Origin of the sequence: Streptomyces sp. McG3 (genome assembly GCF_018619185.1) — a bacterium.
Lineage (GTDB): Bacteria > Actinomycetota > Actinomycetes > Streptomycetales > Streptomycetaceae > Streptomyces.
In genome coordinates, this window is record NZ_JAAXYC010000076.1 from 15562 (window position 1) to 29806 (window position 14245).

Sequence of the window (14245 nt, forward strand, 5' to 3'; positions counted from 1 at the left end):
GAGAAGGAGGCGACGATGAGCCTGATCGGGGACGGCCTGGAGAAGGCGGTGCAGAAGGCGTTCACCCGCCCGGCACCGAAGAACGCGGGAACGCAGATGCGCTACCTGGTCAAGCAGCTCGGAGGCACCAAGGCGGTCGCCCGGATGCTGCGGGTCTCCCAGCGCACCGTCGAGCGGTACGTGAAGGACCAGATCAGGAAGCCGCGTCCGGACCTCGCCGCGCGTCTGGAGCGCGAGGTGAAGAAGCGGTGGCAGCCGCAGATCCGGGCGAAGGCCCGGAAGAAGGCGGCGACCACCGACGGCATCGTCATCGACACCCGGGCCCGGCTCGGCTACACCGCGCCGATCGGGTCGACGGACCAGGACCGCGTCCGGCACCTGACCGTCGCCCTGCCCCCGCAGTACGCGGCCCGCCTCTTCGACGCCCAGGAGCAGGGTGCCACCGAGCAGCAGCTCCAGGAGCTCGCCGCGGAGGCACTCAAGGAGGTGTACTTCCAGGACGACGGCCGCCGTGCCGGAAGCCTGGAAGAGGTCCGGTTCACGGACATCGAACACCTCGAGTTCGGCCTGTAGGGACGGTGCCCGAACAGCGGGCGAATCCGGCCGGTCGAGCCGAAGCACAATAGCTGTCATCGAGGCGGGCGTGCTGTCACCAAGGCCACCGGACGGTGAGTTCTGGACGGAGTTCTGGACCGCTGTGCGCTCTCAGCCGTCTACGCCGGCTTCCCATTTACGTCGGCGCAGCACGTAGTCGCTGAAGAGGTGTCGGCTCCGGTCGAGCAGTTCACCCACCTCAGCGTCGCCGCGCCGCCCGTCCGGCGAGGGACGCCAGCGCTGCACCGATTGTCCGGCCCAGGTGCGCAGCTTGATATCCGGGTCCTCGAACAGACCGACCGCCGCCCGTAGCGCCACGACGCCTCCGCGCGCGTCAAGCAGCCGGAACGCGCCGACGCGGACGTGCCGCGGCCGTTCGGAGCTGGTGCGCTCCCATAGCCAGTCGGCGGGCAGTTCTCTGGCCGAGGGCAGCAGAGCGGTGGCGGTCTCGCGGACGACCTCGGCGGCAGGGTCGTCGAGGAGCGGCCACAGCTCCTTCGCATCCACGCAGTCCAGTGCCCGCAGCCCCGCCACCGCTCGCGCCCGTACCCCGGCCACCGGGTGCACGAGCAGCGGCCGCAGCAGCCCGGCGTCCGCGCGGTTCCCGCACTCGGCCAGCCCGATGACCGTACCGGGCAACAAATCGGGGGCACCTGGAGTTGTGCACCGTTCCCGATACCAGGCCGCCGGATCACCTTGCAGCTGTCGTACGACGTACCGGGCACACGCACGCACGAGCGCGGAACGGTCACTGAGGAACAGTTCGGCCTGCTGTGACCGCCCCGCAGGTCTCAACGCGGTGACGCCGGCCGAACGGGTACGTGGGTTGCGTGCGGACAACAGGGGAGACAGCACCTGCTCGTAGGCATCCTCATCCGCCGGAGCTGTGAGCGCGGCTGTGGCGCACAGGTCCTGGACCACGGTGTCCTGGTCCAGAGCGGCGGCACGGGCCAGCTCAGCGGGACGGAGCAGGCGGCCCTCGATGGCCACCCGGTACGCGAACCGCCGGACGATGCGGTCGGGGTCGGCGAAGAGAGCGGAGAGCTGCCTGTGGGATGTCTGGCGCAGGATCTCGCCAAGTACCTCGACGCCGAAGGTACCTCTGTCGCGGCGGCCGACGCGGAGAACGAGCGGCGCGAGGTCGAGGGCAGAGCCGACGTCCAGGGCCTCGCGCAGCAGCTGCCGGGCCTGCTCGCGCACCGGTTCGACCCAATCGGCGCAGCGGATCACGACCAACGGCAGCAGACCGGGGTATCGAACCGACAGACGCACAGCCTCCTGACGGATCCGCCCGTCAGGGTGGCAGAGGGCGAGTGCGAGCCGAGACTCACCGAGCTGAGTCAGGTCGGCGGGCAGCGGGGTGGAGTGCTCATACCCCGGCAGGAACTGTGGGCGGTTCCAGGCCACCTCACGCACTCCTGCGTCCAGCGCCAGCCAGTCACCGGGGTCGGCGATGTCGAGCGCGCTGTGAAGCGGTGTACCTCCCGCGAGCCGTGTCGCTGCCTTGCCCTCGATGTCCTCGCGCATTCCCACCCCTCCAGCAGTCGTATCAGGTGATCGTAGAACGCGAGGTTCGGGTAGGGCGCGTGAAATAGGGCCCGTGATCGCTGAGGGCCGCCGCTCGGCACCGTGCCCCGCGCGTCAGAAGCTGAGTGAGGAGGGGAACCGGGTCAAGACCGCCTTCGGCTCCCGGCTGCCCCGGTCGTCCAGTGCGAGGAGGGGTGTAGCGATCGCGATGACGCCATCGGACAACGTGTCAGGAGGTCGGGGGCGCTGTCACCTACCGGGTCACCGCCAAGAACGAGGGCGAGGGTGCGGCGGAGGACCCCGTTCTCACCGACGTCATCCCGCAGGGGCGGCATACCTGCCCGGGTCCCTGCGGGTTGTGGACGGCCCGAACGCCGGGTCCAAGAGCGATGCGGAGGGCGACGACCTTCCGCTTTGCGAGGCAGCCTCTGGGCTGGACCACTCCGAAGCTCCGTGTTCCCGTGGTGGCGGACGGCTGGACCTGGATCCTGATCGGCGCTCGCACCCGGCTCCGATTCGCCCGCCCGTCCGCTTGCCGCGGACTACCTTCGGCCCTGGGAGAGACCCACGACCTCCGGCCGGTTCACCCAGGCCCGGGTACGCCGAGGGTTCAGGAACATCCGCGCTCATCTCGCCTGCCCGGCCGGTGTTCCCCAAACCTGGGCACCCCGATGTGAAGGACCGCCCTACTGCGCACGGCAGTTGAGCAGGGTGACGCGGAGGACCGGTGGATCTTCCGGAATGCGGCCCGATGCGCGGTGACGGGGGTTCAGCTCACTGCCGGCAGGCTCCAGGAGTCCACACAGCGGAGGCCACTGCATCGGTGGGCACTCAGCGTGACGGGAGCCGTCGGTGGAACTCACGCTCCCTGACGTCGCTCGCTGGAGCGACGGAACCCTGGGCACCCCGTACTAACCAGTACGCGCTCTTCGACGGGGGCAGGCTGCTCCACGTCCCCCTGGCCGACACTGCACAAGATCCGCAGGGCCGAGAAGTACGGAGCTCTCGTGATCACCAGCGCACCGCGCTCTGCTCGCTGACGGCCCCGGCCCCGGCTGCGCGAGGGGACACTTTCGTGGGTGCCGATGCGGCGCCAGATCACGTGAGGGGTGCCTTCTCCGAACCAAGAGATTGCCTCGATAGGTGATCAAGCAATGCTCCGCCAGGCCGGGACAGGCGACCCCACAGCAGGAACTGACCTCGGATGATGACCGACTCCGACCCCAACTGGACCGCCGGAACAGCTGTCGTCGGCGGCCTGGCGGTACTCAGCACGGCCAACCGGGCCGGTGCGGCCCGAGGCGCGCTCCTGACCGGAGCCGACGCCGCCGGCCAAGATCGCCACGTCCCTGGTGCTCTCCGCGCGAGCGAGGCTCTCGTTAGGATCGCCTGATCATGGACGTGATGACGGGGAACGAGATGATTGCCATCCCGCCGGGGCAGGTGACGCTGTCGGACCGGCGGACACAGCGCAGTTGGTCGGTTGAGCTTGCGCCCTACCGGCTCGCGGCGACCCCGGTCACCCAGGCGTTGTACGCACAGATCACGGGCCTGCGGCCGAGTACCACCCCCGGGGACCAGTTGCCTGTCGAGTGCGTGTCCTGGTGGGACGCGGCGCGGTTCTGCAATGCCCTGTCCCAGCGCGCCGGCCTCACGCCCACGTACCATTTCCGTGCCGAGGTCGAAGACATCGAGTGGGACGCGTCCGCCGACGGGTATCGACTGCCGACCGAAGCCGAGTGGGAGTACGCCTGCCGCGCCGGGACGACCGGGCCGCGCTACGGAAATCTCGACGAGATCGGCTGGCACCGCGGTAACTCGCACGAGCACATCCACGAGGTAGGCGGCAGACGCCCCAACTCGTGGGGGCTCTACGACATGCTCGGCAACGTCTGGGACTGGTGCTGGGACGTCTACGACGCAGAGGTCTATGGCGCCTACCGGGTGCTCCGTGGCGGTGGCTGGTTCGATGAGCACTGGAGTTGCCGCGCCTCCGCGCGACGCCGCAGCCACCCGACTTTCCAGGTCGACGACGTGGGATTCCGCGTGGCGCGTTCCGTCGTGCGCTGATTTACGTCGTGTGCGCTGGGACCGGCTCGTGGACCGCCGCAGGACGTTCACGGCTGCCCTGCTGAGCTGACCGGCCCGGACGACCGACAGACGCTTCGCCGGCCGCGTCCCGGTCGCCGCCCGTGCTCGGTGAGCAGCGGGGCGCGCTTGTAGACGCGCCAGGAGTCCGGGACGACGCCGAGGAGATGGGCGGGCGGCCTCCCGGCGGTCCAGGAGGTCATCGTCGTCGTGGTCCTGGTCGTCGTCCCCGGACCGCAGCGGCGGGACCGGGGCGCCGGTCAGGGAGGCGTCGACCTGCTCGCCGTCGAACAGCGGCGTCCGCGCGCCCGGGGAGCTGACCGGGCCGGGTGGCCGACGGATTTGTGGTGGCCGGCGTTGGGGTAGGACTGGAGCTGTATCCCCTGCTGTGCGGAGAGGTCCGCGAAGGTGTGCACGAGATGACGGCTACTGGCTTGGCTACCCTCACCGGGCAAGGTGCGGCCGGCGTGCTGGCGGTGCTTTGGGGTCGGCGGGCACCCGTGCCACCCGCTCCCCCGGAGCGGACTGGGGGTGCCGGCCATTTCCACGTCCTGGTCCTGGCCGTGCTCGCCGGGCGGCGGGGCCTGATGTGCCGTCACTGACACGGGGCGGGTACCGCTGCCGTGTCATCGCTGACACCAGCGCGGTACATGCGCCTGGTGCTGGTGCGTGGGCCACCGCACCAGGGGTCCGAGCCGTCCTCCGGGGACCCGGACCTGTCCCGCGCACCCATACGGCACGGACTGCCCCGACCCTATCCAGGTCGCCGGAACTGAAGGACGGTTTGGCCGCGCCGTAGGCCGGGGGTCGTGCGGCGCGGCCATCGGTTACCTGCTATCGCTTCGCTTGATCTCGTCGCGAACGGCGCGCACGGAGCGAATAGCCGGTATGACCTTTTTGGGCAGTGCCACGATCTGATCGAAGAGGAACCCCAAGAAGGTGACCCCCGCTCACGGATAGGGGGTCAGGCCCTCACAGGCCGCACATGCCCCGGAAGCAATGACCGGATCCCGGTGCCCGGGAGCCGGTCGAGCAAGTGCCTCGGAGTCGGTCACGGCCGGTTGAGGACCTTGTCCGGGCGGCACACCCCGCAGGCCTGGACCCCGTCGGCCAGTTCGGCGCGGGCCCGCTCCGCACTGACCGGCTGCATCGCCCTGCCTCCGGCGAAGCAGTCGCCCCGATGGATCTCAGCGACGGGCGCCCCGATACCGACAGAAGAGGTACCCCAGTCGGACGCCGGCGTGCGGCGCGGCCGAGCAGTCCGGGCGGCGGCCGGGGGCTGTGGAGCAGGGTGATGTGGCTGGCGGCGACGGATCCGGCGACGCCGCCGATCAGGGTGTCGGCGGCGTCTGGGGTGTTCCGGTGGGAGTGGAGGGCTTCTTCGAGGAGGGTGAAGCCGGAGACGCAGGCCAGGGTTCTGACCGTGGCGCTGATGCTGTGCACCGTCGCTGGCGGCTGACACCAGGCCGGATCGCATGTTCGGATCCCAATGTCGGCCGGGCTCACGGAGCCATCAATTCATGCCCAAGTGGCTTGAATCTGCGGCACTTCGGTGGCTGGACCTGTGTCACTTGAGTGGTCGGTGCAGGTCGAGTTTCTGCTTCCCTTCGACCTTCTCAACCATAAAGCGGCAAGCCGCTTCCTTCCTTTCTACGGTCATTTGATCCTGTTATGGGGCTCATTTGAGCTGATAAGCCGGTCTGCTGTTCGCCCTGGCTCCCCAGCTCCCCGCCCCCGGCGGGTGGGCAGGCACATCGCTTTCTTCTGGGACGACCCATACCGACGGTGGCCGTTCAGGCCGACACAGGAGGCATCCCATGCCCGACAACCGCACGCAGCAGCTCGTCCTGGCACTCGTAGGCACCGGGCTCGTCGGCCACATCGCGTACGCGTATCCGAGCGCCATTCCGGCCCTGACCTTGTGCGTCGCCGTCTTCATCGCCCTGAGCGCACTGCTGAGCCAGTGACACCGAGCAGCTGAGCTGCCGCGCTTCAGGCGAGGGCGTGGTCCAGGAGGGCCCAGATCCAGGACAGCTCACCGGTCGTGATGGCCGTGCCCGGGTCTTCGGCGAGCAGCCGTGCCGCCCCCGTGACCACTGAGGCCGCCGCGACGAGCCGGATCTGCTGGTCCGGGGTGAGCCGGAGTGCGTCCTGGTCCGCGCACGGCACGGCCGCCAGCGTGCTGCGGGTTTCCTCGTCGACGCCGCCCGTGCCGTCGGCCATCACACCGTCTGGGTCCATGCCGTCACAGTCCTCCGGGTCCCGGGAGGACGTCGCGGTCTCTATCGCCTCGGGCAGCTCCGTGGCGAGCCAGGCGAGCGGGCCGGACGTCGGCGCGCACGGTCGGTTCCTCGAGGGCTTGGAGGCCGCTGTGGGCGAGCGCGGCGGGTCGGCGGGTGATTCAAGAACTGCGCACCGGTGTCCGTACGGCTGGAGACGGCGATCAGGGAGCGCTGGGACAGGCCGTAGTCGAGCGCGGCCGCGGCGGCCGGGTTGCTGTCTCGCGTGCGAGACGTTCCGGGGTCGGCGGCGACGGCGTCGTGGAGCGCGGCCAAGGTGTGGGCGACGTCGAGCAGCTGGTACGCCTGGGCACGGCCGATGCCGAACTCTGTGGCGCAGTACGACTCCCACGAGGTGAAGCCCAGAGGGAGCCAGACCTTTGCGGCGTGCGCGGCGCAGACCCGGGCGGCGAGCACCGCCACGGAGCGCCGGACGTCGTCCATCGCCGCGCGCAGCCCGGCTGCCATGTCCCGGGCCTGTGTCGTGGTCAGCGTCGGCCGCGCTAGTTCGGCGACGTCGTCCTGGTCCTCGTTGTTCTCGCCCATGACTCCATCGCCCTCCGTGGCGCCGGACCCGAACAGAGCGTGCGGAAGCATGGGTGGGAGCCCTGTCTCACAGGCTCGCACCCTCATGGCTCAGCGCTTCCACCTGGGGAAACGCCCTGTGCGGTTCATATGCCTCACAGGGCGGGGCTGTCGTGGCACCGGTGCCGGTTTTCGCGGATGAAGTCGTCTCGCCTACGGTCGCCTTCATGAGCAGCGACGGCGTAGTGGTGGATGAGGCGGTCCGTGCGGCGTGGGATACCTACCGTGTCCTGGAGAAGCGGACGCCCACCGAGGAGCGCCAGCAGGCGCAGCAGCGGCTGAAGGACGTGATGGACTCCGTCGGGCGTGAGGAAGTCTCGCGGGGCACGGTGTTCCTGGTGGGGGTGCTGACCGGGTATCTGATCGCGGAGCCGCCCGGGGGCGGGGAGCAGCTCGATCCGCTGAACGACCTCATTCCTGCCGTGATCCGTCGGCTGCCCTCCTTCGAGATGGCCGACCCGGAGCAAGTGCCGATGGTGACCGGAGTCCTCATGGCCGCCGCGATGGGCATGGACACCGTGGCCTGGCGCGACCGGTTCGGGACGATCCCGCCGAAGGAAGCCATGGTCCACGGCTTCGTGCTGTGGCTGCTCGCCGACCTGTTCGACTCCCTGGCCGACAAGCCGGGAACCATCGACGAGCTCATGCGCGAGATCTTCGAGTCCATGGAAACCTCGGAGAGCTGACGGAGCAGGAGCGGTGGTCGGCGTAGTTCTGGTGGGCCGGGCTCGTTGTGCAGCTGTGTGGCGACCGTGACGTCGTCCAGGCCGTCGACCGGGCCGGGCTCCGACCGCGAACACTTCGGCGTTGCACTTCACAGGTGCAGCGCCGAAGTAATGGATGCCGAGATCGACCTTCCGCATGGCAGTGGGAAGGTGCTCCATGCCCTCCTGAGCAGGATCTGGCCGATCGTCGCCTCTTCGCGAACTAGTGGTCTGGCGCCAGCTCGAACCTGGTTGTCGAGAATTCGAAGCCCAGGGTGGCGAAGACGGTGTCGGGGCGGGGTGCGACGTCGCCATGGTGATACTTCATGACGGCGCTCGTCAGGAACTCGCGGGTCCGGTGCCAGTCCTTGAGTTCATCTCCGACGACCGGGGCGACCCAGCCGGGAAGAGCCTCGGTGGCGTGCACCGAGGAGATGAACTCGTCCAGGGCGTCGTACCACTTGGTGAGCTGCGCCTGCTGGTGCCGCACCAGCTTGTCGACGCCTGCTGCTCCGTCCTTGGCCGCCGCTTCACGCAGGTCTCCTTCCTGGAGGCAGGACTCGCGGGTCTCGTGCCGGCGGTCGGCATACCTGGTGTACTGCCACCGGTATCCGGCGGGAATGCGCGCACCTTCGGGAGTCCGCCAGCCCGCGACGTGGACGGACTCCGCATGCCAGCCGGTGGCACCGGTTCGGGGAGTCAGCCGGGTTTCGATCGCCCCTTCGGTCACGGAGTGGATGTCGTCGCCGATCCGGCACCACGACGCGTCGTCGGTGAACCATTCGGTCAGGCACTCTTTAAGCTCTTTCAGGTCCCCTGACCAGCAGTTACCAAATCGACTGATGCGCTGGCGACGGGCAGGCCCGCGAACTCGACACCGAGAGCGGAGATGTCCAACCGATTGTCCGGAACCCAGAGGTTTACCTTCTTCATGCCCGGAGCTTCGCCTGACGCGGCCGCGGGCAGTTCGTCGACACGCTCCCAGGTCACCCGTGCGAGCACGGCAGAGCATCGGCGGTGTTGACCGGTGCGGACCCTTGCCCAGGCAAGGGCTCCCGTCCGGCCTGTGTGCCCCCGTGCGTTAGGACACGGGACGGACCCGTCGGCGGCGTTGGGCGTCGGTGGCGGATGCGCGGCGGGGTCGGCCGGCGCGGGCATCGGGCTGGACGTCGGGGGTTTGAGGGGCTCGACGGCGAGCTGGGCGAGGTCGGGGTTCTGCGCGAAGAAGAAGCGCGGGTTGACGCGGTAGAGGGTGGTTTCGCCGGTGCGCTGGAGCAGGCGCAGGGTGGTGAGGCGGGTGGCTTTGTTCACCAGTAGTGGTTCTGGCTCAACTTCTGTGGAGCTGCACCGTAGGCGCCTATGCCTGCGTCGGACGGATGGACCGACCTGCTGGTTTCCATCGTTCTGAGTCCCAGTGAACTGATCGCCGAGCCGGCACCACAGAAGTTGAGCCAGAGCCCTTCAAGTGACAGCGTTCGTCGGCTGGCTCGGGCAGCAGTTGAACTCTGGCGCGCGGGCGAATGTTCACGAGATTTGGTTCTGGCTCACTTTCCGTGGAGTGGTTACGGAGAGTCAAATATTCGGTGCTGGGCGATGCCTGGCGGGGTGGGCGCGAAGCTGGGGTGAGGTGAGTTCCAGGGCCCGGTTGTCGCGTCCGGCGCTCATGTGGTTGAGCCAGCGTTCGTACCAGTCGAGGAAGTCGGTGGCGGAGGAGACGTTGGGGCCCCAGAACCCGTCGCTGTTGCCGATGAGGACGCGGCCGGTGAGAGGACCGGTTACCGCGATGACGCATACGTCGGTGCAGCCCATTTCGATGATGTGGAGGAAGAGGTCGCGTCCGTGACACCCAGGTTCTGCGTCGTCGAATCCACGGGGTGCTAGCGGTTCCTCACGCGGGTTCATGACCAGCAGGGAACACTGCTTCAGCGGCATGAGGCCGTAGAACGGCGCCGCGCCTGAGCCGCCGATGTGCGTGAGGAACTGCCGGTAGGCGTCGGGCAGCGCGATGTCGTGCTCGGCCTCGAACGCAGCGACGCGTGCCTCTGCCAGCTTCGGACCGGGACGGAACTCGTGTTGTTCTTCTCCGAAGGAGTGACTGCGCAGCGGTTGGAACGGGATCGCGGCCAGCTTGCGACGCAGGCGGGGTATGCGGGGATCCATGGTGCATCTTCTCTCGTCCTCGTCACCCTATGGGTGGCTGTAGCCAACTGCCCAGAAGAACTCTCTTTCTCATGAGAGCGAAGCCGGCCTGGCCGAGCGTCTGGCGTTCGAGCAGCTTCCCGAGGCCCCGCCCGCCCGACAAACGTCACTCCGCGTGATGATTCACGGAATGTGTGCCAGAACCCGAGATTTGACGGCACGGTGCCCGCGCCGGGTGGGCGGATGCCATGATCACTTAGCGGCTTCGCACCTCGGCATGCCATCCGGCAGTGCCGGGCCGTAGTGCGACAGCGTGACCAACGGAAGGGACCCGGCATGCGCAGACTCGTCCACTACATCGCCACCACCCTCGATGGCTTCATCGCGGGCCCGGACGGCGGGGACCCCACCGGTCCCAACGGCTTCTGGCCCATACCGGAGGACTACATACAGCACCTCGTGGCCGAGTACCCGGAGACGCTGCCCGTCCAGGCCCGGCAGGCTTTGTCCGTCACGGCGGAGGGCACGCACTTCGACACCGTGCTGGAGGGGCGGCGCAGCTATGAGATCGGTCTTGCGGCCGGCATCACCGACGCCTACCCCCACCTGCGTCACCTGGTGTTTTCCCGGACCCTGACCGAGAGCCCGGACCCGGCCGTCGAACTGGTCGCCGACGACCCGGTGGCGACCGTGCGCGAACTCAAGCAGCAGGACGGCAAGGACATCTGGCTCCTGGGCGGCGCCGAACTCGCGGGCTCCCTGTACGCCGAGATCGACACGCTCATCCTCAAACTCGGCCCGCTGACCATCGGCGACGGGATCCCGCTGTTCTCCCGCAAGGCTGCCTTCGACCCGCGCACCTGGAAACTCGCAGACCACACCGCCCTCAAGAGCGGCGCGGTGTTCCTCACGTACACGCGCGTCGGCAGCTGAACGCTCCGGACGAGCGGCGCTTGTGGAGGCCGGGCGCGGGCGCGCTCAGAGGGTCACGCAAGCGCCGCCGTGCCGCGGCGCCAAGGCCGTGGACGGCTGCACCCGAGGCGAGCAGCGCGGGGGCGCCCGAGCTGGCTCGCGAGGGCGCGACCTACGGCTCTGAGCATGATCAGGACCTTTCCCGGAGAACATCGCGACGCTGCCCTGGCAAGCACCCCAGTGCTGTCGAAACTCGGGTTCTGGCTCAGCTTCTGTGAAGCTGCCGCTCCGAGTGACATCCGAGCTCCTTCGAGCCGTATGTGAGGAGCTCTTGTTCCCGTCGGTCGCGGACGTCGCGGTGCTGTCGGTGGACGTCAACATCGAGAGGGCGCGTCGACGCGGAATGCACGGCGAACGGTGCCGCTTGCCCGGCGTGCGAGGTCTGGTCGAACCGGATTCATGGCTCCTACCTGCGCTTTCCCGCTGATGCGCCGAGCGGTGGAGCAAGCGTTGTTCTCCAGCTGAGGGTCCGTCGTCGGCTACAAGGGCAGCTACCAGCGCGTTCGCGCCTACCTGCACGAAAAGCGCACTTCACCGTGGCCGGTGACCGCCCGGCCGCCTTCGCCCCGGACCGTCGCCGAATGGATCCTCCGCCATCCGGAAACCCTCACCGAGACCGAGCAACTCCAGCTCAAGGCCGTCCGGACGCACTGCTCCGAACTCGACGCCCTCACCGGGCACGTCCGCTCCTTCGCGACCATGCTCACCGAGCGCCAGGGCGTGCGCCTGCCCGACTGGCTCGACGCCGTTCGGCCTGACGACCTGCCCAGCCTCCACACCCTCGCAGCGGGCATCGACCGCGACGCCGTCATTGCCGGCCTGACCCTGCCCTGGAACTCAGGCGTCGTGGAAGGACACGTCAACCGGATCAAGATGCTCAAGCGCCAGACATTCGGCCGTGCGGGCTTCAGGCTGTTGCGCAAGCGGGTACCACTCGCCTGAGCCGGCTGGCCGAGTTCCGGCTACGTCACTTCAGCAGCCGGAAGCCGGGCTGCTGAGCCCATGCTCTGAGGAACTCCGCCGAACCATACGCGGCAGGCCATGGATCGGTCATCGTGGCGATGACGCCGGGAAGGCCGGCCACCATGGGCACCTGGTCCTCCCTTAGTTCGGCGTTGACGACGCCACCGACCACGTCCATGACGGCGGCGGTCAACAGGGCCGTGACGACGTGGTCGACTGGACGGTTGCAGAAGGCGACGACATCGACGGCGTGGGTCGGCGTGAAGCCGATGAGAGGCTCCTGATCGACTTCGTCGGCGTGCTCGGCCTCGAAGACGGACTCGTCGCCGATGCCGGGCCCCATCACGGAGACCAGGACAGGCCGCCGTCCGTCGACGCCTCCGGTGTCCGAGATGCTGAGGCTCTCCGCGTGAATGTTCAGGTCGTACTCGCCGATCCGCTTCTCCTCAAACCGTGCCGAGGCGCGAACCAGAAGGTCGCGGAGCCCCTGGATCGCCGCGCGAGGGACGGCCTCCGCCAACTCGATCACCAACACCGGTCCGCTCATGGCTCGGAGCCTAACCAGCCAGGACCGTCCTCCCCACCTGATTACTCAGCGTGCACGCACCACAGAAGTTGAGCCAGAGCCACAACTGGTGAATAGAGCCAAACCGTCGAAGGCAGGTATCGGGGGGTCCGGGTCGGTGAGCGAGCGGAGCGGGCACATGGGCGAGATCAGCGTGAGCAGCACGGCCCTGGGACGGCTTTTCACCGACAGCACCGGCGCCCGCGCTCGTCGCCGATACCGGGAGGCGTTCGCCGAACTGGTCGGCGCCTACCGGGGAAAGCCCGTCCTGGAGATCCTGCCGCTGCTGCGCCGGGCCGCGGATGAGGCACTGCTGGGGTTCACCGAAGCGGATCTGCGGGAGCAGGCGGAGGCGATCCGGTCCGGCGCACGCTATGTGCTCCGGGTCCGCGTCATGTAAGGCCCGGACGGCGGGGCGTGGGGGAGTGGTCGGTCACCGACCTCGACCGCCTGGCAGCCCACAGCGGCATGGCGCCCGCCAGGCGCGGGACAATGTCCTGCGCCTGGCCGGGCCATGCGGACGCTGGGACGAGCAGGACCCGGACTTCCTCCGCGAGACCCTCGACCTGGTCGGGGACAAATGGAGCATGCTGGTCATCGGCGCCCTGGCGGTCGGCGATGCCCGGTACTCCGATCTCGACACGACCATCCCGGCCATCTCTCGCCGGATGCTCACCCTTACCCTCAAGCGGCTCCAGCGCAGCGGCCTGGCCGACCACACGTCCCACCCGGAATTGCCACCCCGCGTCGAGTACTCCCTCACCGGCCTCGGCGCGTCCCTGCTCTCCGCCATCGACCCCCTGGCAGCCTGGTCCGCCGAGCATCACATTCAGGTCCGACACCACCAGGACACGTACGACAAGAGCACCGCACGCGACGCCACGTGGGGAAGCGGGTGGCGCCCGCTGTGGGAGCTCCAGCCGAAGGTTCCCCCACCTCGGAGCGGTCGGTGATCCGGCGGGGCGTGTCGAGTCTGCCCGGAGGTCGGTCTCCGGCTGAGGAAGCAGTTCGCTGGAGCCCCTTCCCGGTAGTCCCTGTCCACCAGCCGCGACCGGCCATACGCTCTGGCCCGTTGTGCCGGGCCGACCGCTCAGGTATTCAAGTGGTATCCGTCTGAGTGTGCTGGCCTTATGGCTGATACCACCGTCAAGATCGACATGGAGACGCGGGACCGGTTCGCTGCCGTCGCCGCTGCTCGCGGCCAGACCGTGAAGGGGTATCTCGCCGAACTGGCTATGGAGGAGGAGAACCAGCTCGCGCTGAGGCGCGCCACGGGTTCCTTCCGGGCCGGCATAACGCGCCCGGGGTTCGCGGAAGCCTTCGACCGAGATTTCGGCGGCCTTCCTCAGCACCGGGTGCCTGACGTCTTGGACCTCCACGTCGACATCCGCTGGCTCCTCGGGCGCCAGGAGGAACTCCTCGGCAAGGAACTGACCGTGCGGGACCACTCCGCCCTGGTCGCCGCCGTCGCCCGGCACAGGGTCAACACACCCAGCCTGGACGAGACCGCCCCCGACGCCTTCTGGCGGGCGGCAGCGCTGCTGGAGCAGATCGTGCTGCTGCGCCCGCTCCCGGTCCGCAGCAAGCTGTTCGGGTACGGCGTCGCCGCGGCCTACATCGAGGCTTCCGGCGAGTCGGTGAACGCGGCCTACGAGTCCTGGCGCGACCTGACTATGGACATCCAGGCCCTGCGCCTGACCGTCTACGACGGCGCCGACCGGCTGCGCTCCTGGCGCACGCCCACAGAAGCGGACTGACATACCGATCTCGGCATGGTCGTGGCGTCCTGAATCCCGGGATGGGCTTCACCCTGCACCTTCCCTCCCTCC

At 68.6% G+C, this 14245-nt stretch carries 16 protein-coding genes and 2 pseudogenes; 10 read left to right on the forward strand and 8 right to left on the reverse strand.

What is annotated here, in order from left to right; genetic code table 11:
* Nucleotides 1-15 precede the first annotated feature (15 nt).
* Entirely contained in the window at nucleotides 16-573 is a 558-nt protein-coding gene (locus tag HET64_RS15195; protein ID WP_215105797.1) for an XRE family transcriptional regulator, read from the forward strand.
* A gap of 132 nt (nucleotides 574-705) precedes the next feature.
* Here the strand turns inward: HET64_RS15195 and HET64_RS15200 are convergent, their stop codons facing one another.
* Nucleotides 706-2121: a hypothetical protein gene (locus tag HET64_RS15200; RefSeq protein ID WP_251145340.1), complete on the reverse strand. Its 1416-nt coding sequence runs from the start codon at nucleotides 2119-2121 to the stop codon at nucleotides 706-708.
* Nucleotides 2122-2354: 233 nt separating this feature from the next.
* Between HET64_RS15200 and HET64_RS15205 the strand changes: the two are divergent.
* Nucleotides 2355-2527: pseudogene (locus HET64_RS15205) on the forward strand (hypothetical protein); the annotation flags it as partial.
* 989 nt (nucleotides 2528-3516) lie between these two features.
* The gene (locus HET64_RS15210) at nucleotides 3517-4191 is read left to right on the forward strand and encodes an SUMF1/EgtB/PvdO family nonheme iron enzyme (protein WP_215105799.1); all 675 of its coding nucleotides are present in this window, start codon (nucleotides 3517-3519) and stop codon (nucleotides 4189-4191) included.
* Between the two features lie 1069 nt (nucleotides 4192-5260).
* On the opposite strand, the gene HET64_RS39640 is transcribed toward HET64_RS15210, so the two are convergent.
* Complete coding sequence (locus HET64_RS39640) at nucleotides 5261-5686, reverse strand: DUF6233 domain-containing protein (protein WP_285801872.1); 426 nt, start codon at nucleotides 5684-5686, stop codon at nucleotides 5261-5263.
* A 340-nt stretch (nucleotides 5687-6026) separates the two neighbouring features.
* Here HET64_RS39640 and HET64_RS15215 point away from each other — a divergent pair, with 340 nt between their 5' ends.
* Nucleotides 6027-6176 (forward strand): hypothetical protein, encoded by a 150-nt coding sequence (locus tag HET64_RS15215; protein ID WP_215105801.1) that lies wholly within the window; start codon nucleotides 6027-6029, stop codon nucleotides 6174-6176.
* A gap of 25 nt (nucleotides 6177-6201) precedes the next feature.
* Here the strand turns inward: HET64_RS15215 and HET64_RS15220 are convergent, their stop codons facing one another.
* Together HET64_RS15220 and HET64_RS15225 are read right to left on the reverse strand one after the other, a co-directional pair.
* A complete protein-coding gene (locus HET64_RS15220; RefSeq protein ID WP_215105823.1) occupies nucleotides 6202-6450 on the reverse strand; it encodes a hypothetical protein in 249 nt (82 codons plus the stop codon).
* Nucleotides 6451-6491: 41 nt separating this feature from the next.
* Nucleotides 6492-7034: a hypothetical protein gene (locus tag HET64_RS15225; RefSeq protein WP_215105803.1), complete on the reverse strand. Its 543-nt coding sequence runs from the start codon at nucleotides 7032-7034 to the stop codon at nucleotides 6492-6494.
* A 206-nt stretch (nucleotides 7035-7240) separates the two neighbouring features.
* Here HET64_RS15225 and HET64_RS15230 point away from each other — a divergent pair, with 206 nt between their 5' ends.
* The gene (locus HET64_RS15230) at nucleotides 7241-7759 is read left to right on the forward strand and encodes a hypothetical protein (protein WP_215105805.1); all 519 of its coding nucleotides are present in this window, start codon (nucleotides 7241-7243) and stop codon (nucleotides 7757-7759) included.
* Nucleotides 7760-8000: 241 nt separating this feature from the next.
* Here the strand turns inward: HET64_RS15230 and HET64_RS15235 are convergent, their stop codons facing one another.
* The 3 genes from HET64_RS15235 to HET64_RS15240 form a co-directional block, all read right to left on the reverse strand.
* Nucleotides 8001-8507, reverse strand: coding sequence for a hypothetical protein (locus HET64_RS15235; protein ID WP_251145342.1), 507 nt, complete (start codon nucleotides 8505-8507; stop codon nucleotides 8001-8003).
* 77 nt (nucleotides 8508-8584) lie between these two features.
* Complete coding sequence (locus HET64_RS39020; protein ID WP_251145343.1) at nucleotides 8585-9088, reverse strand: hypothetical protein; 504 nt, start codon at nucleotides 9086-9088, stop codon at nucleotides 8585-8587.
* A gap of 261 nt (nucleotides 9089-9349) precedes the next feature.
* On the reverse strand, nucleotides 9350-9937 hold the full coding sequence (locus HET64_RS15240; protein ID WP_215105807.1) for an SMI1/KNR4 family protein: 588 nt from the start codon (nucleotides 9935-9937) through the stop codon (nucleotides 9350-9352).
* 315 nt (nucleotides 9938-10252) lie between these two features.
* Between HET64_RS15240 and HET64_RS15245 the strand changes: the two genes are divergently transcribed.
* Entirely contained in the window at nucleotides 10253-10849 is a 597-nt protein-coding gene (locus tag HET64_RS15245) for a dihydrofolate reductase family protein (RefSeq protein ID WP_215105809.1), read from the forward strand.
* A 513-nt stretch (nucleotides 10850-11362) separates the two neighbouring features.
* A pseudogene (locus HET64_RS15250) lies at nucleotides 11363-11830 on the forward strand (transposase); the annotation flags it as partial.
* Between the two features lie 25 nt (nucleotides 11831-11855).
* On the opposite strand, the gene HET64_RS15255 reads toward HET64_RS15250, so the two are convergent.
* A complete protein-coding gene (locus tag HET64_RS15255) occupies nucleotides 11856-12398 on the reverse strand; it encodes a DUF6368 family protein (RefSeq protein WP_215105811.1) in 543 nt (180 codons plus the stop codon).
* A gap of 157 nt (nucleotides 12399-12555) precedes the next feature.
* On the opposite strand from HET64_RS15255, the gene HET64_RS15260 reads away from it, so the two are divergent.
* The 3 genes from HET64_RS15260 (at nucleotide 12556) to HET64_RS15275 (ending at nucleotide 14173) form a co-directional block, all read left to right on the forward strand.
* Nucleotides 12556-12816, forward strand: a complete 261-nt coding sequence (locus tag HET64_RS15260) for a hypothetical protein (RefSeq protein ID WP_251145344.1) — start codon at nucleotides 12556-12558, stop codon at nucleotides 12814-12816.
* Entirely contained in the window at nucleotides 12791-13369 is a 579-nt protein-coding gene (locus HET64_RS39645; RefSeq protein WP_215105815.1) for a helix-turn-helix domain-containing protein, read from the forward strand. The genes HET64_RS15260 and HET64_RS39645 overlap by 26 nt, the downstream gene beginning before the upstream one ends.
* Nucleotides 13370-13783: 414 nt before the next feature.
* Nucleotides 13784-14173 carry a toxin Doc gene (locus tag HET64_RS15275; RefSeq protein ID WP_215105821.1) on the forward strand — a complete coding sequence of 130 codons (390 nt, stop codon included), beginning with the start codon at nucleotides 13784-13786 and terminating at the stop codon, nucleotides 14171-14173.
* Nucleotides 14174-14245: the final 72 nt, after the last annotated feature.